Annotated in this window: 17 protein-coding genes; 5 read left to right on the top strand and 12 right to left on the bottom strand. The window is 65.2% G+C overall.

The features are described 5' to 3' along the window. Nucleotides 1-19: 19 nt before the first annotated feature. From HGK27_RS13345 to HGK27_RS13310, 8 genes are all read right to left on the bottom strand, one after another. The gene (locus tag HGK27_RS13345; RefSeq protein WP_206241171.1) at nucleotides 20-850 is read right to left on the bottom strand and encodes a fumarylacetoacetate hydrolase family protein; all 831 of its coding nucleotides are present in this window, start codon (nucleotides 848-850) and stop codon (nucleotides 20-22) included. A gap of 28 nt (nucleotides 851-878) precedes the next feature. Next, nucleotides 879-1,790: a VOC family protein gene (locus tag HGK27_RS13340; protein WP_206243170.1), complete on the bottom strand. Its 912-nt coding sequence runs from the start codon at nucleotides 1,788-1,790 to the stop codon at nucleotides 879-881. Between the two features lie 14 nt (nucleotides 1,791-1,804). Continuing rightward, entirely contained in the window at nucleotides 1,805-2,218 is a 414-nt protein-coding gene (locus tag HGK27_RS13335) for a GlcG/HbpS family heme-binding protein (RefSeq protein ID WP_206241169.1), read from the bottom strand. Continuing rightward, on the bottom strand, nucleotides 2,215-3,720 hold the full coding sequence (locus tag HGK27_RS13330) for a bifunctional 3-(3-hydroxy-phenyl)propionate/3-hydroxycinnamic acid hydroxylase (RefSeq protein WP_206241167.1): 1,506 nt from the start codon (nucleotides 3,718-3,720) through the stop codon (nucleotides 2,215-2,217). Before HGK27_RS13330 ends, HGK27_RS13335 begins: the two co-directional genes overlap by 4 nt. 58 nt (nucleotides 3,721-3,778) lie before the next feature. Further along, nucleotides 3,779-5,002, bottom strand: a complete 1,224-nt coding sequence (locus HGK27_RS13325; RefSeq protein ID WP_206241165.1) for an amidohydrolase family protein — start codon at nucleotides 5,000-5,002, stop codon at nucleotides 3,779-3,781. Nucleotides 5,003-5,147: 145 nt separating this feature from the next. After that, entirely contained in the window at nucleotides 5,148-6,032 is an 885-nt protein-coding gene (locus tag HGK27_RS13320) for a LysR family transcriptional regulator (RefSeq protein WP_206241164.1), read from the bottom strand. Nucleotides 6,033-6,048: 16 nt separating this feature from the next. Then, complete coding sequence (locus HGK27_RS13315; protein ID WP_206241163.1) at nucleotides 6,049-9,474, bottom strand: glycosyl hydrolase; 3,426 nt, start codon at nucleotides 9,472-9,474, stop codon at nucleotides 6,049-6,051. Nucleotides 9,475-9,591: 117 nt separating this feature from the next. Beyond that, nucleotides 9,592-10,119, bottom strand: coding sequence for a hypothetical protein (locus HGK27_RS13310; protein ID WP_241127130.1), 528 nt, complete (start codon nucleotides 10,117-10,119; stop codon nucleotides 9,592-9,594). 177 nt (nucleotides 10,120-10,296) lie between these two features. Here HGK27_RS13310 and HGK27_RS13305 point away from each other — a divergent pair, with 177 nt between their 5' ends. Both HGK27_RS13305 and HGK27_RS13300 read left to right on the top strand, forming a co-directional pair. Continuing rightward, a complete protein-coding gene (locus tag HGK27_RS13305) occupies nucleotides 10,297-11,202 on the top strand; it encodes a ThuA domain-containing protein (RefSeq protein WP_206241162.1) in 906 nt (301 codons plus the stop codon). A 26-nt stretch (nucleotides 11,203-11,228) separates the two neighbouring features. After that, entirely contained in the window at nucleotides 11,229-13,502 is a 2,274-nt protein-coding gene (locus tag HGK27_RS13300; RefSeq protein WP_206241161.1) for an outer membrane protein assembly factor BamB family protein, read from the top strand. Nucleotides 13,503-13,564: 62 nt separating this feature from the next. On the opposite strand, the gene HGK27_RS13295 is transcribed toward HGK27_RS13300, so the two are convergent. Beyond that, nucleotides 13,565-13,909: a hypothetical protein gene (locus tag HGK27_RS13295; protein ID WP_241127128.1), complete on the bottom strand. Its 345-nt coding sequence runs from the start codon at nucleotides 13,907-13,909 to the stop codon at nucleotides 13,565-13,567. Between the two features lie 342 nt (nucleotides 13,910-14,251). Between HGK27_RS13295 and kdgD the strand changes: the two genes are divergently transcribed. Both kdgD and HGK27_RS13285 read left to right on the top strand, forming a co-directional pair. Further along, nucleotides 14,252-15,184 carry a 5-dehydro-4-deoxyglucarate dehydratase gene (gene kdgD / locus HGK27_RS13290; RefSeq protein WP_241127126.1) on the top strand — a complete coding sequence of 311 codons (933 nt, stop codon included), beginning with the start codon at nucleotides 14,252-14,254 and terminating at the stop codon, nucleotides 15,182-15,184. Beyond that, nucleotides 15,184-16,512 carry an enolase C-terminal domain-like protein gene (locus HGK27_RS13285; protein WP_206241159.1) on the top strand — a complete coding sequence of 443 codons (1,329 nt, stop codon included), beginning with the start codon at nucleotides 15,184-15,186 and terminating at the stop codon, nucleotides 16,510-16,512. The genes kdgD and HGK27_RS13285 overlap by 1 nt, the downstream gene beginning before the upstream one ends. A 316-nt stretch (nucleotides 16,513-16,828) precedes the next feature. Here HGK27_RS13285 and HGK27_RS13280 read toward each other — a convergent pair whose 3' ends face one another. From HGK27_RS13280 to HGK27_RS13270, 3 genes are all read right to left on the bottom strand, one after another. After that, entirely contained in the window at nucleotides 16,829-17,965 is a 1,137-nt protein-coding gene (locus tag HGK27_RS13280) for a mannonate dehydratase (RefSeq protein ID WP_206241157.1), read from the bottom strand. Nucleotides 17,966-18,067: 102 nt separating this feature from the next. After that, nucleotides 18,068-18,955: a LysR family transcriptional regulator gene (locus HGK27_RS13275; RefSeq protein WP_206241155.1), complete on the bottom strand. Its 888-nt coding sequence runs from the start codon at nucleotides 18,953-18,955 to the stop codon at nucleotides 18,068-18,070. Nucleotides 18,956-19,055: 100 nt separating this feature from the next. Beyond that, nucleotides 19,056-20,327, bottom strand: a complete 1,272-nt coding sequence (locus HGK27_RS13270) for a glucarate dehydratase family protein (RefSeq protein ID WP_206241154.1) — start codon at nucleotides 20,325-20,327, stop codon at nucleotides 19,056-19,058. 161 nt (nucleotides 20,328-20,488) lie between these two features. Between HGK27_RS13270 and HGK27_RS13265 the strand changes: the two genes are divergently transcribed. After that, nucleotides 20,489-21,637: an L-talarate/galactarate dehydratase gene (locus tag HGK27_RS13265; protein WP_274617167.1), complete on the top strand. Its 1,149-nt coding sequence runs from the start codon at nucleotides 20,489-20,491 to the stop codon at nucleotides 21,635-21,637. The last annotated feature ends 54 nt before the right edge of the window (nucleotides 21,638-21,691 follow it).

The following is a 21,691-nucleotide window of genomic DNA, read 5'->3' as shown; positions in this document are numbered from 1 at the left end:
GCGGCGCCCCCGTGCCGGGTCAGATTTCGTCGATGATGCGGTTGGTGATCGTGCCGATGGTGCCGCAGGAGACTTCCACCGTGTCGCCGGCCTTCATGTAGAGGGCGGGGGTGCGCTTGTCGCCCACGCCGCCCGGCGTGCCGGTGGCGATCACATCGCCGGGGTTGAGCTGGGTGAAGGTGGAGCAATAGGCGATGACGGTCGGGATATCCCAGATCATGTCGGAGACCGGCTGATCCTGCACCAGCTCGCCGTTGAGGCGGGTCTGCACGCGAATGGCGCCCAGATCCTCGATCTCGTCGGGGGTGACCAGCGCGGGGCCGAAAGCGCCGGTGGCGGGCCAGTTCTTGCCCGGCGTGAACTGGATGTTGTGGCGCTGCCAATCGCGCACGCTGCCGTCGTTAAAGGCGGCATAGCCCGCGATATGGTCCCAGGCGTTTTCCGGCGCGATGCGACGGCCCGGCTTGCCGATGATGATGGCCAGCTCGCCCTCATAGTCGAAGCGGATGCTTTCGGGCGGGCGGACCATCGGCTGGCCATCGGCGATCAGCGTATCGTTCCAGCGCTGGAAGATGGCGGGATGCTCCTTCTGCTCGCGCCCGGTTTCCTTGACGTGGCTGGCATAGTTCAGGCCCACGCAGAGGATTTTCTCGGGGTTGGGGATGAGCGGCAGCAGCACGACATCCTGCAGCGCATAGCTGGCGCCATCGGTCAGCGCGCCCAGCGCATCCTGAGCGATGGCGGCCTTCAGATCGGGCGTGGCGGCGCTGGCCAGATCGATCACGGTCTCGCCTTCAAGACGGCCATAGGAGGGAGTGCCATCGGGGCGGCGGAAGCTGATGTAACGCATGGGTTCGGGTCTTTCTGTGATGGTGCGATCAGGCGGAGAGGATCGGGGCCGGCTCCCATTCGCGGCGGAAGCGGAAGGCCTCCTCGGCGCTGCGCAGGCCGGCAAAATCCTTGTCGGAGATGCCCCACTGGTCGATGCGGTTTTCCGGCCAAGTCCAGTCATCGGGCGCGCCGGTGGGATAGGTCTCGTCCACCTTGTTGACCGGGGTGGAGTATTCGATCACCGGGCCAAACGGCGCGATGTAATAGGCATAGACATTGTCGCCCGGACCATGGCGGCCCGGACCCCATGCCGGGGCGAACTTGTGGTCGCGCATGCGGCCGATGCCGCGCATCACCGCGTCCAGATCCTCCATCTCGAAGGCGATATGGTTGAGGCTGGAGAAACCGGCGCGGGCAAAGGCGGTGGAGTGATGCGCATCGTTGCAGCGCACGAAGACCATGCCCTTGGTGCGGTCCGAAACGCGGAAGCCCAGCACCTCTTCCACCAGATCCCCGCTGGCCTCTGCATCGGCGGCGTTGAAGACCACATGGGTCAGCTTCACTGGCACATCGCGCAGGGCATAGGCGGGGTGGCTGGCCAGAGGCTCGACCTCTGTGGCGCCGACGAGGAAGCGCAGCAACTCGCCCTCGGCCAGTTCGACCACCAGACCCGCCCCGCCGCCCGGATCGCGGCTGATGGTGGGGGCTGCGTTGAGGCCCTTTTCGGCGGCGACCTGCGCGATCTGCTCAAGCCGGTCCTGCGAGCAGATGAAGGTGGTGGAGCGCACGAAACGCTCGGGGCTTTCGGTGAAGGCCACCAGATAGGGGAAGGTGCCGCTGCCGCGCAGATAGAAGGTGCCATCCTGCTGGCCGCCATCGGCGCAGCCCCAGATGTCGATCATCCACTGATGGGCCTGAGCCGCGCCGGGCAGGGCCAGTTCGATGCTGCGAAGTTTCATCATGGGCTTGGTCCTTAAAATCCGGCGGCGGCAATGCCCGCCTTGGCCGCCACTTCGTCATTTTCACCCGTGTCGCCGCTGATCCCCACGGCACCCACGATCTGCCCTTCGCTCTTCACCAGCACGCCGCCGGGCGAGAAGGCGATACGCCCATCCAGCACAACGCTAACGCTCTGGAAGAATACGGGATTGCCCTTGGCGCGTTCGGCCAGCACCGAAGTGTCGGCATCCATGGCCAGAGCGCCTGCGGCCTTGGCGCGGGCGATATCGAGCCGGGCAAAGCTGGCGCCATCCTCACGCGCGAAGGCGATGGGGTGACCGCCCGCATCCAGCACGATGACGGCCAGCGGCTTGAGGCTTTGCGCGCGGGCATCGGCCAGCGCCCCGGCGATCATCGCCTGAGCTGTGGCAAGGGTGAGGGCGCTCATGCGGCTTTCTCCATGGTGAGGCCCAGCAGGGCGGCGCGCCGGGCAATCAGGCTTTCGGCGGTGCCGGTGCCGAAGACATAGTGATCGGGGCGCACCAGCACGGCAGGGGTGCTGCGGGCAGCCAGCCAGTTGGTGATGGCGCCCTTGTCATTCAGCGTGGCGAGATCCACCACATTGATGCCCGCCACCGGCGCGGCACCCTGAGCAAAGAGACGCCAGCCATCGCCGGTCACATCGTCCAGCTTGCTGCCATCGGCCAGCACGGGCTGGATAAAGCGCTCGCCCGCGCTGGGGGTGCCTTCGGCGATGAGGCCGGTCGAGATCGCGGGGATCAGATCGGCGGCGGTTTCCTTGGTGGCCGAAGCGGCGCGCTGGGCCATCTCCGTATCGCGCTGCGCTGCCAGCACCGGATCGAGCTGGCAGATATAGCGCCCGGCATTCACCGCCGCGCCGATCACGCCGCGCACATGCGGATCGCGCTCGGGCTGATAGGTGTCGAGGATGGCGGCGTCGGCGCCATCCCTGGCGATGGCCACCATCTTCCATGCCAGATTGGCGACATCGCGCAGACCATGGCACATGCCCTGCCCGAAGAAGGGCGGGGTCTGATGCGCGGCATCGCCCGCCAGAAACACATTCCCGACCTGCCATTTGTGCGCGACCAGCCCGTGGAAGCGATAGGTGGCGGCGCGCACGACCTTATGCGGCACACCCTGCATCCATGGCTCGACCAGCGCCGAGACGGCCTCGGGCTGCATCATGGCGGTGTCGTCCTCGCCGGGCAGCAGCATGAACTCCCAGCGGCGGTGGTTGCCGCGACCGGGCACCACCGTGGCGGGGCGCTTGGGATCGCACATCATCACCGAGAGGCGCTGCAGATCGGCCTGAGCAGGCACGCCGCTGATCGCGGGGAAGCTGACGGGCCCTTCCACCTCGGCATCGACCACCAGCCATGGTTCCTCGAAATCCAGATCGTCCAGCGCCACGCCCAAGGCCTTGCGCACCGGGCTGCGCGAACCGTCACAGGCGATCACCCAGCGGGCCGACAGGGTCTGGTCCTTGCCATCCTGCGTATAGGCGATGTGGACCGCGCCATCCTCCTGAGTCAGGCCGGTGAACGCTGCGCCCAACTTCAGCGCAACATTGCGCATCCCCGCAAAACCCTCGCGCAGATGGGCTTCCAGCTCGGGCTGATAGAAGAAGTAATCGTTGGACCAGCCGAAGGGCCGCGCCATGCCCACCGTGCCCATATAGCGGATCACCTGAGCCGCAGCGCCGACATGCAGATGCCCGTCCGTATCGGCCATATCACCCAGCACCCGGTCGATCACGCCTGCCGACTGGAACAGCCGCATCATCTCGTGATCCAGATGCACCGCGCGCGGCAGCGGGTAATGCGCCAGCTCCTTTTCCAGCGCCACCACGCTCAGCCCCTCGCGGCCAAGCAGGTTCGCCGCCAGCGCGCCGACAGGCCCGCAGCCAATGATTGCCACGTCAAACATGTTCATATCCCTGTTGGCGGGCGCCTGCTCCCGGCGCCCGGCCCTGGTGCTTGGTGTTTTAGGCCACGGCGGCCTCGGCAGGGGCCTTGTGGAACTGGCCATCCTTCATGATGGCGATGAGGCGGTTGCTGTCCTGAAGGATGGCGACATCCTGTGTGGGATCGCCATCGACCAGCAGCAGGTCGGCCAGATAGCCTTCCTTCACCTGACCGACCTTCAGGCCCATCAACTCGCCGCCCAGCGCGGTGGCGGCGTTGAGCGCCTCCACCGGAGAGAAGCCGAAATACTGCACGAAATGCGCAAGATCGCGGGCGTTGCGGCCATTGGGGTTGAAGGGGAAGCCATAATCACCGCCGATCAGGATGCGCAGACCGGCAGCCTTCATCTTGGGGACCAGCACGCCTTCCAGCTCCATGCGCTCGGCAGCGGAGTTCTTCATCGAACTCATGTCGATATGCGGCGGCGGGCTGGCTTCCAGCGCGGCGACAGAGACGCCGCAGCCGGGGCCATAGAAAATCTCGTCCTTATGGGCGGCCAGCTTTTCCACCATCGCGTCGCTGATGTAGCTGCCGTGGTAGATGATGCGGGCTCCGGCGCGCAGGGCCAATTCGACCGCAGCATCGGTGTAGGCGTGGCAGGCGATCCACAGGCCGTGTTCGCGGGTGGCTTCGCGCGCGGCGTCCATTTCCTCTTCGGTGTAGAGGACTTCGCCATGGCTGCCGGGCTTGAGGGCGCTTTCGCCCGAAATCACCAGCTTGATCGAGCCCAGACCCTGATCGGCGCAATATTTCACAAAGGCGCGCATCGCCTCGGGCCCGCGACCGTTGAAGACATCGCCGGTGTCGTCGCCATCGGGGCTGCGCTCCAGCGTGGAGGGGATCAGGCGGGGGCCGGGTGTTTCACCGGCCAGAATCTTCGGGTTGAGGCGGGCCTCGATGCCATCGCCCAGAGCGCCGGCGGAATAGGCGCTGGTGAAGCCGTGATCGAGCAGCACGCGGGCATTGCGCGTGGCGGCGACCTCCAGCTCCTCGGGCGGCAGGATGAACTGGTGGTAGATCTTCTCGACGCTGGAGGCCCAGGTGAGATGGGTATGCGCCTCGACCATGCCGGGCATCAGCGTGCCGCCCTGACCGTCGATCAGGGTGTCGGCCTCGCTGGCGTCGATGGTTTCGGGGGTATAAACGACCTTGGCGATGCTGTTGCCCTGCACCAGCACGCTGCCTTCGCGGGCCGGATTGGGGGTGCCGTCAAAGACGCGGATGTTGTGAAAAAGGGTGCTCACAAAGCCTCTCCCAAGGACTGGTCTGCTGCGGCGCCTTTGGGTGAGGGCGCCTTATCTTGATGCCGGTTCTGCCGCGAATTTCGCATCAGGTAAAATATGCGTTTTTAGGGTATGCATAGTTTATAACTATGGATGGGCCTGTGGATCAGGCCGAAAGCTGCGCGATCAGCATGGCTGCCAGCGGTGGCAGCGGGCGCTCTTTCAGCCAGCGCGCGCCGATCGAGCGCTCGAACCCGGCCTCTTCCACCGCAATGGCGCGCAGCACGCCGATCGAAAGCTCTGCCGCCGCCACTTGCCTTGGCAGAATGGTGACACGTGTGCCGCCGCGCACAATGGCCTTGGTGGTCAGCAGGGAATCGCAGCGGATGGCATCGGAGGGCACCGGCGCGCCCGCCGCCAGAAACAGCGCGTCAACCTGACGGCGAAAGGCCCCCTGTGCTTCGGGCAGCACCCAGCGCAGGCGGGTGGCGTCTTTCAGCGAAAAGCGGTCGGGCAGGCTGTTGTTGGCCTTGCCCACGATCAGGGCGAAGGGATCGCGGTCCAGCGTGCGTTCCTCGATATCCGGGGGCGGGGCCTCTATGGCGGTGGTGACGAAGGCCAGATCGATCTCGCCATCGCGCAGCATGGCCAGCAGGTCGCGGTCGGGGCGTTCCAGCACATTGAGCGTGAGGCGCGGCTGATGCACCTCCATCAGCGCCAGAGCGCGCGGCAGCAGGCTGACCAGCGCGCCCGGCGTGCCGCCCACCCGCAAGGGCGCGCCAAGGCCCTTTTGCGCGGCGGTGACATCGCTTTGCGCATCGCGCAGCAGATGGTCCAGCATGCGGGCGCGGGCGGCCAGCGCCTCGCCTTCCGGCGTCAGCACGATGCCGGCACGGGTGCGCTCGAACAGCCGGGCTCCCAGCTTCGTTTCCAGCTGCGCGATGGCGGCGGAAACCGAAGGCTGGGAGATGTTGAGGCTGCGCGCCGCTCCGCTGATCGACCCGGTCTGGCAGACCTGATGGAAGGTACGGAGGGCGCGCGGATCGATCATCGTCAGTGCTTTAGCCTTATTGGCCCGCTCCTTCCAGCACCACCGGACCGATCAGGCCCGAGGGGCGCAAGGGCGCATCGGCGCGATAGGTGGGCAAAGCGGTGAAGGTGATCTTCTGGGCATTGGGCTGCGCATCGCCGATCAGGCGGTTGATCCACAGATTGGCCACCTTGATCTCCACCCGATTGGCCCCGGCATGCACGGCGTCTGACACATCCACCCGATAGGGCGCATGCCATGCCGTGCCGACAAGCTTGCCGTTGACACTGACTTGCGCCACCTCATTCACCTGCCCCAGATTGAGCCACAGCTTCTCCCCGGCGTGCCATGTCTTGGGCACGGCGATGTCCTTGCTGTAGGTCGCCACGCCCGAGAAATAGCGGATGCCGGGGTTGGCGTTCTCGTTCAGAGGTTGCAGGGCGGGCAGGGTCGCGCTGGCCGGGGCGCCGCGCCCGCTCTGGAAGGCCACCTGCCATGCGCCCTCGATGGTGGCGATGGGGGTGGGAACGGCTTTCTTGAGCATCATGGCGACCGGCACCGTCACGATCACCCCCGGCTTGCTGGACGGCGGAGGCTTGCGGAACACCACATGCACGGCATCCTCGGCGTCCATCGTCATCTGGATGACGGTTTCCTTGCCCTCGGTGCGATAGCTTATGGCTTCCATGGTGCCGGTTTCTGCATGCCACAGCATCGGATGCTGATCGGTGACGCGGAAATGCGCCTCGAAGCGTTCGGGGCGGGTCTTGCGGTTGACGAGGAAGTAATCCTCTCCTTCGGCCCAACGGCGATGGATAAAGGGCACATCGGCATCCGCAGCAGCGTCAGCCATGCGGAAATCCGAAGCCAGACCCAGCGTGGCCAGCGCGCTCTCGATCTTGTCCGAAGCGATTACGCGGCCTTTGCCAACGCGCGCATCCCCGCTGCCCGGCCACAACTTGGCGACCAGCGCGCGATACTCGCCCGCATCATTGCCAAGGCCGGGATTGTCCAGCGGCGGCAGGCCGACCACATTCGCGCCGCCCTCCACCAACGCCGCCAGCTTGCGCAAGGTGGGCAGGGTCATATGCTGGCTCGATCCGCCCAGATAGAGCGCCTGATAACGCGCGCCGCCGGGTGTCACCACCTCGCTGCCATCGTTGCTCAGGGCGCCGGTCAGCGCGGCATTGTTCACGAAATCGAAGGCATGCGTAACCGGCGCATCGGCCACCGGCTTGTCGCCATAAAGGCCCGTCAGCGGGGCTTCCTCGCCATAGACATAGCCCACATCGGCCACATTGCGGCCCTGCTGCAGCATCAGCGCATTGCGCGCCATATAATCGACCCACGGTCGGGCCAGCGGCGCCCATGCCTCATGCCGGTTGAAGAACTGGCCGAAGATCAGCAGCGAAAGGCCCGGCACCTTGTCGTCCACCGGCTGATGCACGCTGGTGTGAACGACCGGACGGTTCACGCCCGTCACGAATTCCAGATCGATCACATGCTTGAGGGTGCGCGGCGAATCCCCCCAATAGTTCAGCGCCGAGGTCATGCTCTCGGCCGCCACAAGGTTCTGACCGTAGATGTGGGCCACGGAAGCTGCCCCCTTGATATCCGCCAGATAGGAGGGATTGGGGCCGACCTTCTGCCCAAACGTCCACATCGCCGACATCGGAATATCGGTATGGCTGCGCATCGCCATATCGTCGCCCAGCGAGGGGCGGTGATCCTCCAGCGCCTCGCCATAAACGATTAGCCCGCGCTCATGGGCGGCCTTGGCGACGGTGCCGTAATGCTCCGAGGCCATCAGATCGCCCAAGGTGCGGCGCCAGTCGAAAAGGAACTTGTCGGCGTCCGCGCGGCTGCCCACCAGCACGCCCGCCAGCGTGGGCAGGTAAGGTGTGGGATCGTAACCGCGCAGGCGCTTGAACTGCTCGATCAGCTTGGGCGTCCAGTTGGCGGCGCCCACCTCGATGGAATCGGTGAGCAGTGCGCGCACGCCCCGCTTGCCGATCAGATCGCGCCCGGCGGCATCGTCATACATCGCCAGATAATGGTCGAGATAGCGGCGCACCGCATCGCCATCGAACTTGTCGACCTCCAGCCCGGTCGCCTCGGCGGGGGCGGGGTGGTTGGTGGTGCCCAGCAGCGAATAGCCCAGACGGATCACCCGCCAATTGCCCTTCGGCGGCGTCCAGTCCAGCGAGCCATCGGGGCGCAGCTTGTCGGTCAGGTTGATGACCTGCGTGGGCGTCGGGCCCTTGGCGCCATCCTCTGGCCCGCCCAGCTTGAAATAGTCCAGCGCCAGATTGAACCCGGCCTTGGTCTCGAACTTGTCGACCAGCGCCTCGCCGGAGAGACGGAAGCTGTTGACCTGCCACGGCTTGTTGGGATCGGCCTCCATCTTGCCGAACAGATCGGGCAGCACCGCGCCTGCGGCAGGTTCGCCCATATTGCTGGCCGTGGGCGGCAGCGGATGCAGCACCACGCGGAAATAGCGCGCCGTCACCGGCGCAAAGCTGACGGTGGAGAGCGTGTCGGAGGCCGGAATATCGGCCACGCGCTGCCAGCTTGTGCCGTCTGTGCTGGATTCCAGCACCGGGGCCACGCTGGGGCCGCGGAACATCACCTTGGCGCCGGGCAGGAACAGGCTGGCGCTGCGGATCGTCTGCGGCTGGTCATAGCTGTAGACCAGCGCGCCGGGCGCCTCCGCCGAGCCGCGCGGCACGGCGCCGCCGCTCATCAGATCCTCGTCGAGGAAGGGGGCGGCATCCACTGCAGCGCCGCCGTTGACAGAGGCCTTGGGCAAGGCATCGGCAGGCGCCGTATCGGGCACGGCCAGCACGGCGATATCGCCATAGAGATGCGGGCCTTCCTCGGCCTTCTTGCCGGTGGTCACCACATCGTCCAGCCCCATGGGCTTGGCCAGCGACTGGAACGGCCCGGTGATCGAAGGCGGCGCGGAAAGCTTGCCGGTGAAGGGTTTGCCGCCGGTGACGCGGGTTTCGCTCCACACCACCTTCTTGAGGCCATCCTCGGGCTTGACCCATGGCCCGCCGGTCTCCGACCAGCCCGGAGAGGACGCGATCGCCAGTTCCAGCCCCTGCCGGTCAGCCTCGCTGGCGGCGAAGCGGAAGGCGTCCTTCCACTCCGGCGTCATATAGGCGAGGCGCTTTGGCACGATGGTCGGCGTCATCAGATTGACATCGAAATTGGTCAGCCCCCCGATGCCGACCGCCTTCATCCAGGCCAGATCCTTGGCGATGCCATCCTTGGTGATGTTGCCGTTCATCCAGTGCCACCACACACGCGGGCGCGCCGATTGCGGCGGATCGCGGAACTGGTCTTCAAGGCTGGCGGTGGGAGCCGGGGCAGCAGTCTGGGCGAGGGCAGGCAGGGCAGTGAGCGCACTGGCGCCGCACAGGGCCCAGCGCAGCAGGCGGGCCGGGGAACGCAGGGGCATGAATCGGGTCTCCCAGAGATCAAACGTCAAAGCAGGCATACATGGATTGATGCGGCTGTAGGCATCTGTTTTTCAGATATTATTGTATCGTCCCAGCATATGGCAAGTTCGGGGTGGTCAGCCGCGCAGGGCCGCGCGCAAGGCGATGGGCGTGATGATGCCCGCCAGCGCCGCGCCATAGACCAGCTTGGCGATCAGCGCGGGCCACCAGGGCAGTTCGGGCAGATCCAGCACCAGCAGCACAACGCTGTTGAACAAGCCCCCCAGCACCGCCGAGAAAAGGGCCAGTACGGCAGCCCTCAGCCAGAGATTATGCGGCAGGATCGGCTGAGAGGTGCGGAGCGGTGCCTGCACGCGAAGCGCTCCGCTGCGGCGTTTTTTCAGGGCGATGGCGCCGGGGACCAGTGTGCTCATGGCGGCGATGGCGATGCTTTGCGGCAGGGCATCGAAGGCATAGGCGCCGATGCCCCAGACCGGCACTGCTGCGCCATGGCCGAACACCGCCAGAAAGAACGCCAGCGAGAAAGCGGCGTTGATGATCATGCTGATGATCGTCTCGCGAAGAATATAGGCCTGCATGGGCACCTCTCGACCGAATGCCGCTGTTGGTTGCGGCTTGGCGGGCAGGATAGGCGGGGTTTCCATAAGGTCAAATCGCTATATTTGGACTATCCATAGTACAGGCCTATGGATGGGGTGAGGGGATCACCCCGCCTGACCACGAATGAATGATAGCATGGTCTGCCCGCGCACAGCCTTGCAAGTCGCTGAAGGATCGCGAAACTGGCCATCAGAAGACGGCTCGGGCCGGTGGAGATGGCGATGAAGATGATCCCGCGATGGCTGCTGCTCTGCGCTGCTCTGGGGCTGGCCTCGGGCGGTGTACAGGCGCAGCAGGCGCCTTCCGCGCCGGGCGGCCCCGGCGGGCTCTGCAATGCGCCTTGCGATCCCTATCCGGGCAAGAAGAAGCTGCTGGTCATCGCCGATGTGCAGAGCGGTTTTCACCACACATCGATCAACCACACCATGGCCGTGATCGAGGAGATGGGGCGCAAAAGCGGCGATTATGTCGCCTTTCTGCGCACCGACAGTCAGCTGATCACCAAGCAGCCGATCAAGGTGACTAGCGCCCGCTATGCCAAGGGCAACACCAACATTCGCAACCTCGATTATTTCGATGCGGTGGTGTTTCTCGGCAGCGGGGAGGGCACCATGTCGGATCAGCAGAAGGCCGATCTGATCGCCGCCATCCATGATGATGGCAAGGGGTTGGTGCTGGGCCATGCGCAGGGGGTGAATTTCTACAACTGGCCCGAGTGGGGCCAGATGATCGGCGGCTTTATGGCCAATGAGTATCCTGTGAGCGGCATGAAGGCGAAGGTGGTCGACCCCTCGTGGAAGGGCGCGGCGGCCTTCGGCAAGGGCAGCTTTCTGTGGGCCGATCAATGGCCGGTGCTGAAGCCCGAGTTCACGCGCGGCAGCGTGCATACCATCATGGCGCTGGACCCTGCGGCGATGACGCCGGAGCAAAAGGCGCGCTCCGGGCGGAGCGACGATTATTACCCGATCGTCTGGGCCAAAAACTACGGCAAGGGGCGGGTCTTCAACTTCACCGGCGGCCATCGCGACGAGTTTCTCGACGAGCCCAAAAATCAGGCGCTGCTGCTGGAAGGCATCGACTGGGCGCTGGGCCTGCGCAGCGAAAATGTGACGCCGGACAAGCCATAACAACAAAGATCAGGGCGAGGGATACAATGCTGAACAAAAACAAGAAACTGGCCCTTAGGGCCGCGCTGCTGGGCGTGCCGTTCAGCGTGCTGGCGCTGGGCGCGGTGCAGGCCCAGCCTCCCGCGCCGCAATCGGCAGAGGCCACGCTGGCGCTGCTCCCCCCGGGTCCGGGGCGTGAGGTTGTCGCCCAGCATTGCGCCTTGTGCCATGCCATCGGTCTCACCATCGGCAAGCGGCACACGCCCGAGGAATGGGCCGCCACCATTCAGGCGATGATGGCGCGCGGCGCTCAGCTTGACGAAAGCGAGGCGCAAACCATCCACACCTATCTCAGCACCCATTTCGCGCCGAAGGAAGGCGCCGCCCCGGCCAGCCTGCCAGCGGAACCGGCCTCCACCGCCACCTATCCGCGCCCCACGGGCCCAAGCCAGTGGCCCGCCTATGGCGGCGGCAATGCCAATATGAATTTCTCGCCGCTCAGCCAGATCACGCCTGCCAATGTGCGCAAACTGCAACCGGCATGGACCTATCACTATGGCGCGGGCATCACCCCTCAGGGCGATCAGGGGCTGGATTTCCGCTTCGAGGTGACGCCGCTGCTGATCGGCGGGGTGATGTATATCTCGACGCCCGCCTCGCCCGCCAAGCCCGATCTGAAGGCCAGCGTCACCGCGCTCAACCCCGAAACCGGGCAGGTGATCTGGAAGTATGAGAGCCCGCTCAACATCCATGGCCGAGGCATCGCCTATTGGCCGGGCGACGACAAAACCGCCCCCCGCCTGGTCTTCGCTACCGATTCCGGCATGATCACCGCTGTGGATGTCACCACTGGCCGCCCCGCCAAGGGCTTCGGCCGCAACGGACAGATCGACGCCTACATCGGCGTCGCCAGCGAGATCGTCGGGGAATCGCGCCGCAGTTCCTTCACCGTGCCCAATCCGGTGCTGGTGGTGGGCGACCTGTTCATCACCGGCTCGCGCCCCGGCGAGGATGGCCCTCCCGGACCGCGCGGCGATATCCGCGCCTTCGATGTGCATACCGGGCGGCAGGTCTGGGCCTTCCACACCATCCCGCAAACAGGCGAGCCCGGCAACGAGGACTACACTGGCGATCAGTGGCGGAACCTCTCCGGCGCCAACGTCTGGTCCACCATGAGCGCGGATGATGCCGCTGGCGTGGTCTATGCGGTGACGGGCGATGCCAATGCTCCGCCCGGTGTGGCCGGATCGCAGCTCTATTCCAGCTCGATTCTGGCGCTGGATGCCAAGACGGGCAAGCTCAAATGGTATCACCAGATCACCCATCATGACGTGTGGGACTGGGATTCGCCCACGCCGGTGGTGCTGATGGATGTAAAGCAGAATGGCCGGACCGTGCCCGCCGTGGCCATGACCGGCAAGCACAGCCTGTTCTTCATGTTCGACCGGCGCGACGGCACGCCTCTGAACGGCTTTACCGAGAGGCCGACGCCTCAACCGGTGAAGCCCGACCCCAATGTCTGGCCCACTCAGCCTTTCCCTGATGCGCCGGGCCCGCTGGCGCGCACGCAGATGACGCGCGAGGAAATCCCCGATCTCGCCCCCGGCATGCGCGCCGCCTGCCAGAAGGTTTGGGACGACAACCATACCACCAGCGATCCGCTCTATGCCCCGCGCCGCGCGCCCGATCATGCGGTGATCACCTATCCCAGCTCTGTGGGCGGGCCGAATTGGGGCGGGGGATCGTACAACCCCGATCTGCACCTGTACTTCGTCAATCTGCAGAATCGTGTGACCTTCACCCTGCCGGGCAATCAGCCGCAAGGGATGGGGCATGCCTCGCCCGATGATGCCAGCATGGGGGCGGGGGCTCCGCCGATGCGGCGCGGCGGGCGACCGGCCCAGCCTTTCAGCTTCACCACGAAGGAAGGGGTGAACCTCTCCTGCGGCGCTACGCCGTGGAGCGAGGTGGTGGCCGTCGACACCGAAAGCCACAAGATCGTCTGGCGCGTGCCGATTGGCATCACCGAGGGGATCGGCCCCAAGGGCGCGTTGGCAGGCACCAGCAGCATCGGCGGCAATATGACGACCAAATCGGGGCTGATCTTTATCGGCGCCACCAATGACCGGCGTTTCCGCGCGCTCGATGCCCGCAACGGCAAGCAACTGTGGGAGACCACGCTGGAGGCCAGCGCCGCCTCCACCCCCGTCAGCTATATGGGCAAGGACGGCAAGCAGTATGTCGTGGTGGCGGCGGGCGGCGGCACGGCTGTCGGCCAGAAGCAGATGGCCGATACGCTGGTGGCCTTCCGCCTGCCGTAAGCCCCAATGAAAACGCCCCGGCGTGCAGGCGCCGGGGCGTTATGCTTCAGATCATGGGCGCTTTAGTGAGCGCAGTAATCATAATCCCCGGCGCGGCAGGCGGCGACGGCATGGCGCCATTCGGCCAGTTCGCGCTCATATTGCGCGCGGCTGCGGGCGTAGCTGTTGTCGCCACCCTCATAGCGCGGGGCGCTGTAGCTCTGGCTGTTGTTCCAGCCCTCCGCATAGCGTGCATCACGCTCACGCACGCGTGCGGCCTCGCGCAGGTTGAGCTGCCGGATGGCCTCCCGGTCACGCGCGCGCGCGGCGCTGCTGCGCATCGTCGGATCGTTGGGATCGTCGGCCAGCGCGATGGAGGGCAGGCTCACCGTGGCCAGAGCCATGCCCAGCAGAAGTGCGATTTTCACGATTGAAGTCCCCCGTCCAGATAGTCTGTTGCGCCTATCAAAGGGGTGGGGGCTGGTGCAAATCGATTGCGACAAACAGGTTACGGTTGGTCTTGTTGTTCGGGCATTCCGTCGATGGGCAGGGAACTTTGGTGAAGGAAGGGTAAATGCGAGGGGCCGGAGCCTTTTTCTTGAAAAAGGCGACCAGCTAAAGACTCCCCCCTCGCATCTATCTTCCATACTCCTGCATCATCCCGGCGATGCTGAACTGACATGACTTGAAACCGGAACGGACTTGGACCGGGCGCGGCCCACCGGTTAGTCACAGGATCAGGATTACAAGCACAGGAATGGGATGAAGCGATGACTTCGGCAGGTAAGATGGGTCCGGGCGAGATTGCGGCAAAAATCGGTTCGGGGCTGTTGTCTTTCCCCGTCACGCATTTCGATGCCGAACTGCAGTTTCAGGAAGCTCCCTATCGCGAGCATTGCGCCTATATGCTCGAACATGAAGTTGTGGCGCTGTTCGCGGCGGGCGGCACGGGCGAAATCTTTGCTCTGAGCCCTCAGGAAATCCTCGATGTGACGCGCGCCGCAGCTGAGGAAACCGCTGGCCGAGTGCCGGTGATCGCCGGTTGCGGCTATGGCTCGGCCATCGCTCTGGAGATCGCGCGCGGCGCCGAAAAGGCCGGCGCCGATGGTCTGCTGCTGCTGCCGCCCTATCTGGTGGGCGGCAAGCAGGAAGGTCTGGCCGCGCATATCGAATCCATCTGCAAGGCCACCAATCTTGGCGTGATCGTCTACAACCGTGGCACCGCCATTGTGAATGAGGATACGCTGGCGGGTCTTTGCGATCGCAATCCCAACCTCATCGGCTACAAGGATGGCGTCGGTGATGTGGAATTGATGATGCGGATCTACAACAAGCTGGGCGACCGCCTGACCTATGTGGGCGGGTTGCCCACGGCGGAAACCTTCGCTCTGCCCTATCTTGAGATGGGCGTGACGACCTATTCCTCGGCCATCTACAACTTCATGCCGGAATGGGCGGTGAAGTTCTACAAGGCGGTGCGCGCCCGTGATCACGCTCTGGTGCATGATATGCTGCGCAACTTTGTGCTGCCCTACATCGCCCTGCGCGACAAGGGCCGTGGCTATGCCGTTTCCATCGTGAAGGCGGGCATGGATGTGGTGGGCCGCCCCGCAGGGCCCCTGCGTCCGCCCCTGACGCCGCTGCTGCCCGAGGAAATGGACCAGCTGGCCGAGCTGGTCTCCAAGGCGCGGGCTTCGGTCTGATGGGTATGGCGCCTGTTGTTGCCGCCATGCGTGTCGTGCCCGTGGCGGGGCAGGATTCGATGTTGCTCAATTTGTCGGGGGCTCACGGGCCTTTCTTCACGCGCAACATCGTGATCCTGACCGACAGCGACGGGCGCACCGGCCTTGGCGAGGTCCCCGGCGGCGAGGCGATCCGCCAGACGCTGGAAGACGCGCGCCCGCTGGTGGTGGGCAAGCCTCTGGGCAACCATGCCAGCGTGGTGGCGAAGGTGGGCAAGGCCTTCGCCAGCCGCGATGCGGGCGGGCGGGGCCTGCAGACCTTCGACCTGCGCACCACGATCCACGCGCAAACGGCGATTGAAGCCGCGATGCTCGACCTGCTGGGCCAGCATGTGGGCGTGGCGGTGGCTGATCTGCTGGGCACCGGGCGCCATCGCGACCGCGTCGAGATGCTGGGCTATCTGTTCTACATCGCGGACCCCAAGAAGACCGATCTGGCCTATCGCGATGAAAGCGACAGCGCCGATGCGTGGGACCGCCTGCGCAACCGCGAGGCCGTGACGCCGGAGGGCGTGGTGGCTTTGGCCAGGGCGGCTCAGGCGCGTTATGGCTTCCGCGATTTCAAGCTGAAGGGCGGCGCTCTGCCCGGCGACGAGGAAGTGCTGGCGGTCCGCGCCCTGAAGGAGGCCTTCCCCGAGGCACGCATCACGCTTGACCCCAATGGCGCATGGTCGCTGGCCGAGGCCGTGCGGCTGATGAAGCCGCTGGGCGATGTGCTGGCCTATGCCGAAGACCCCTGCGGTGCGGAGAACGGCTTCTCGGGCCGCGAGGTGATGGCCGAGTTCCGCCGCGCCACCGGTCTGCCCACGGCGACCAACATGATCGCCACCGACTGGCGGCAGATGGCGCATTCGCTGTCCCTCCAGTCGGTGGACATCCCGCTGGCTGACCCGCATTTCTGGACGATGGAAGGCGCGGTGCGCGTCGCCCATCTCTGCGATGCCTTCGGCCTGACATGGGGCAGCCATTCGAACAATCACTTCGACATTTCGCTGGCGATGTTCACCCATTGCGCGGCGGCAGCACCCAGCAAGGTGACGGCCATCGATACGCACTGGATCTGGCAGGACGGCGCGGCTTTGACCAAGGAGCCGCCCTGCATCATCGACGGCCATGTCGATCTGTCTGCGAAGCCGGGTCTCGGCCTGACGATCGATGAGGACAAGCTGGAAGCCGCGCATGAGCTGTATCAGCGCCACGGTCTTGGGGCGCGCGACGATGCTGCGGCGATGCAATATCTGATCCCGGGGTGGACCTTCGATAACAAGAAGCCCGCTTTGGTGCGTTGAAGGTTTTAAGAAGAGGAAATGCGAGGGTCATAACCCTCGCGCTCCCTTTAATGTCTACGTTGCGTACAGGGTTCGGCCTTGGAGCAATGTTGCAGCGCCGCAGGCAGTATTCCCTGCTCAATGCTGACGGATTGAGAGCCTGCGGCGCTTTTAGTGGCGCAGGTGGAGAGGCAAGGCGCAAGGATCGGGCGCCACCACCCTCTCGTCGGGAGACGTCATGGGAGCGCGAGGGGGTAACCCCCTCGCATCTTCCTTTTCTCCCTTAACCAGACCCTGCCTTCGGGCTGGAAGCCTCCCCGGCCTCCAGCCCGTCTTTTTACGCGTGCTGCGCTGCCTGCATCAGCCCGCGAATATGGCCATAGGCGAAGGCGAAGCTTTGCAGAGCGGCCTCGGGGTGGCCGGGGACTTCGGGCACGTGGTCGGGCATCAGCATCCCGTCGTAGCCGACCTCGGCGTAGGTCAGCAGGACCTTGTACATGTCGATGTCGCCCTCGTCCGGGAAGGCCTCACGGAAGTGGCCCCGACCGCCCACGATGTTGCGGAAGTGGACGTTGAAGATCTTCTTGCGGCTGCCGAAATAGCGGATGACATCGAAGATCTGCTCGGCGGGGCGGGGCAGGTTTTCGCTGACGGTGCCCTGGCAGAAGTTCAGGCCGTGGTAGGCGCTCTCGCGGATGGTGATGAAGCGCTTCAGGCCGTCGACTGTACCCAGCACGCGGTGGATGCCCTGATAGCCCTCGGGCGGGGTGCCGGGGTCTTGCGGGTGGCAGGCGATGCGCACCTTGTACTCATTGGCGACGGGCACGACATGGTCGAGGAACCAGGTGATCCGTTCCCAGAAGGCGTCCTCGCTGACGGGCCCGGCGCGGGTGAGGGGCGTGGGCGGCTGGGCGCTGGCGGCGTCCCAATGGCCGAACATGGCGTCGCCGCGGCCATGCTCGAAGCCGGTGCGCAGCACGCCCAGCAGGCTCATGTTGTATTTGATGCAGGGCACGCCCGCCGCCGCGCAGGCGCGGATCTGGTTCTGGAAGGCTTCGACTTCGCGCTCGCGCTCGGGGCTGCTGGCCAGCATGATGCCGCCGTGCGCTTCCTTGTCGATATGGCTGGAGGGCAGAAGCAGCGGGTGGAAAATGGCCAGCGTCAGCTTGTGCTTTTCGGCCATCTCGCGCACCGCTTTCACCTCATCGGCGGTGGAGTAGAGGCGCCCTTGCGAGCGTTCTCCCTCCGCCGCGATATGGGTGACGCCATAGCGGGCGAGGAAGGCGAAATGCTCGTCGGTGGAGGGGCTGCTCTGGCAACCGAGCTTCATCAGCAGCTTGGGGCGGGCGCCCCCATTCTTGCCCGCCGCAGTATGCTTGGCGGCGGTGGCGGCATAGGCGGGCAGGCCCGCACTCACCGCGCTGCCGGCGGCTGCTCCCGCGCCGATACCGGCCAGAAAGTCGCGTCGATCCATCAGTCCTCTCCTGTTTTGATTGGGGAGACCTTAGGTCGGCGCGGCGCGTGTCAACAATCGCGACTGGGCATGAAGCGATGCGGCTGCGCTATCGATCCGGGTTCAATCCAGCGCGCAAAGCTCCTCCAGCTTGGGCGCCAGCGCCAGCAGGGCGGGATTGTCGGCATCGCGGGTCCATGCGGCGTGGAGTTCCACCACCGGCTCGGACTCCTCCATTTCGGAGAAGACCACGCCGTCGGGATGCAACCGGCGCGAACTTTCGGGCACCAGCGCATAGCCATGCCCCGCGCCCACCAGCATCAGGATCGTGTGGATCTGCGCCAGATATTGCACATGGCGCGGCTCGGCCCTTGCGCCGGTGAACAGGCCGACCAGCAGATCATGGAAATAGCGCGCCTTGTCCGGCGCATACATGATGAAGGGCAGATTATCGAAATCGGACAGGCGGCGGGGGCGATCGGCCTCGGGCACGCTGGCGGGGGAGCAGACGATGAAGCGCTCACGCAACACCGGCAGCGATTGCAGATCGGGGTGGCGCACGGGCGGGCGCAGGAAACCCAGATCGATGCGCCCGGCCAGCAAGCTGTCGAGCTGCTCGCCCGAGACCATTTCCTTCAGAACGAAGCGCACATCGGGCGCGGCCTGCTGCGCATTGGCGATAAAGCGCGGCAGAAAGCTGTAGCCCGAGGCAGCGGTGAAGCCCAGGCTGACCAGCCCCTGCTTGCCCTCTGCGGCGGCGCGGGCGGTGGCGATGGCGCTGTCGGCCAGATGAACCACGCGGCGCGCTTCGGGCAGGAAGGCCATGCCCGCCGCCGTCAGCTTGACCGAGCGGCTGGAGCGGTGGAACAGCTCCACCTTCATGATGCGTTCGAGCACCTGAATATGGCGCGAGAGCGGCGGCTGGGTCATGTTGAGCCGCTGCGAGGCGCGCCCGAAATGCAATTCTTCCGCCACTGCCACAAAGCAGCGCAGCTGGATCAGTTCAAACACGGCGGCCCCTTCCTCACCCTTATGCGGTTACCATCGTTCAGGTGAGGGCAGGATACAAGTCTTCTGGCGGCATTTCGGGTATGGGGAAGGGGCATAGGTCTCAATATCTGGGCTGTTGGCCGGAAAAGTTGGGGTCATATTTGCGCATCTGGCCCAGATCGTCGCGGGTGCGGATGGAGATACGGTTGAAGGTGGCATGGGCGCGGGCGAGGCGCTCGCGGTCGAGCGTGACGCCAAGGCCGGGCTCATCGCCCAGACGGACGCAGCCGCCGCTGATCGGCACCTTGCCGCCCGTCACGACCTCATCGGCATCCTCCACCCACGGGTAATGCGTGTCGCAGGCGTAGGAGAGGTTCGGCGTGGTGGCGGCCAGATGAGCCATCGCCATCAGGCTGATCCCTAGATGCGAGTTGGAGTGCATCGACAGGCCCAGATTGAAGGTGTTGCACATCGTCGCCAGATGCTGCGTGGCGCGCAACCCGCCCCAATAGTGATGGTCCGACAGGACGATCTGCACCGAATTGCGCTTGATGCTCTCCCGGAAGCCGTCGAAGCTGATGACCACCATATTTGTCGCCAGCGGCAGGCCAGTGTCGCGATGCAGCTGCGCCATGCCGTCCAGACCCGCCACGGGGTCTTCGTAATATTCGATGAGCGGGCCCAGCTTTTCGGCGGCATCCAGCGCGGTCTGCATCGACCAGGCGCCATTGGGGTCGATGCGCAGCGGTACGCCGGGGAAGGCCTGCGACAGGGCCTCGATGCTGGCGATTTCGACCTCGGGCGGCAATGTGCCCGCCTTCAGCTTGATCGAGCCGAAGCCATATAGGTCGATCATGCGCTTGGCCTGCGCGACGATCTGGTCGGGGGTGATGGCCTCGCCCCATTCGTCCGGGGCTTCCTCGGGCTCGATGTGGCGTTCGTATTTGAAGAAGAGATAGGCGCTGAAGGGCACCTCGCGCCGCACCGCGCCGCCCAGCAGGGCGTGCAAAGGCAGGCCCGCCGCCTTGGCCTGCAGGTCCAGCAGGGCGACCTCGAAAGCCGAAAAGCAATTGGCCAGTAGGCGCGAGGGTTGCGATCCCGGCGCCAGTTCGGCGCCAGCCTTGGCGGCGGGCAGCTTGGCCAGCTCTTCCTTGATGACGCGCTCCAGCCCGTTGAGATCATGGATCTCCAGCCCCACCAGCGCCGGGGCGATGGCGGTCAGCGCGGCCAGCACCGGGGCATCGCCATAGCTCTCGCCTAGGCCCAGCAGATCGCCCACCTCCACCTCGATGATCGAGCGCAGGGCATAGGGTTCATGGATCCCCGCCGCATTGAGCAGCGGCGGATCGCGAAAGGCGATGGGCGTTACGCGCACGCCGGTGATGGTGGTCACAAACTCTCTCCCACAACTTTTCTCATGACGTCTTTGAAACAGGACATGGCGCGCACCGCGCATCAAGACCAATGCCCATCCACTATCGAGCGATGCCGCCTTGAGCGTTGATCCTTCGCGCTACCCCCGCGATGGTGCAGGCAACAGACAGAGAGGACCCCATGCCCAACGACCGTATCGCCGCCATCACGCTGAGCCTTGCGTGGGTGCCGCTGGCCACGCCGATTTCCGATGCCAAGGTCTTCACCGGGCGCCAGAAGCCGCTGACCCGCGTGGCCATGCTCTTCGCCGAGATCGAGACGGAAGAAGGGCATACCGGCCTTGGCTTCTCCTATTCCAAGCGCGCGGGCGGCCCCGGCATGTATGCCCATGCGCGCGAAGTGGCTGACAGCATCATCGGCGAGAACCCCGCCGACATTGGCCGCATCTGGAACAAGCTGGTCTGGGCAGGGGCCTCGGTGGGCCGCTCGGGGCTTTCGACGCAGGCGATTGCCGCCATCGATATCGCCCTGTGGGATCTGAAGGCCAAGCGCGCCGGTCTGCCTTTGGGCCGCCTGCTCGGCGCATGGCGCGATGGTGTGCCCAGCTACAACACCTCCGGCGGGTTCCTGTCCTCGCCGCTGGAAGAGGTGCTGGAGAATGTCGAAAAGAGCATCGAGAGCGGCATCGGCGGCATCAAGATCAAGGTCGGCCATCCTGACTCGAAGGTCGATCTGACGCGTCTGGATGCGGTGGCCAAGCAGATCAATGGCCGCGTGGCGCTGATGGTCGACGCGAACCAGCAGTGGGACCGCCCCACCGCCCTGCGCATGAGCCGCGCCATGGAGCAATACGGTCTCGTCTGGATCGAGGAGCCGCTCGACGCCTATGATATCGAGGGCCATGCCGCGCTGGCCGCCGCCATCGACACGCCCATCGCCTCGGGCGAGATGCTGGTCTCCGCACCCGAGCATTTCGCGATGATCGATGCCCGCGCGGTGGACTTTATCCAGCCCGACGCCGCGCGCGTGGGCGGCATCACCCAGTTCCAGCGCGTCACTGCCCGCGCGGAGCAGGCCGGGCTGATGATGGCGCCGCATTTCGCCATGGAAATCCATGTGCATGTCTCCGCTGCCTACCCGCACAACGCATGGGTCGAGCATTTCGATTGGCTGGACCCGCTGTTCAACGAGCGCCAGATTCTGGAGAACGGGTTGATGATGCTGTCGCAGCGTCCGGGTCTGGGCGTGACGCTGTCGGAGCAGGCTCGCGCCTGGACCGAAGCCTCCTGCCGGATCGACGCGAAGGGCTGCACCGATCACGCCCATTGACCCCAACTGTTACAGGGGCGGCGCGCCCGCCGCCCCTGTCGCCATGGCAGGCGT

This window comes from Novosphingobium terrae, assembly GCF_017163935.1.
Lineage (GTDB): Bacteria > Pseudomonadota > Alphaproteobacteria > Sphingomonadales > Sphingomonadaceae > Novosphingobium > Novosphingobium terrae.
The sequence above is the reverse complement of the archived record's forward strand: the minus strand, read 5'-3'. Positions and strand labels throughout refer to the sequence as shown.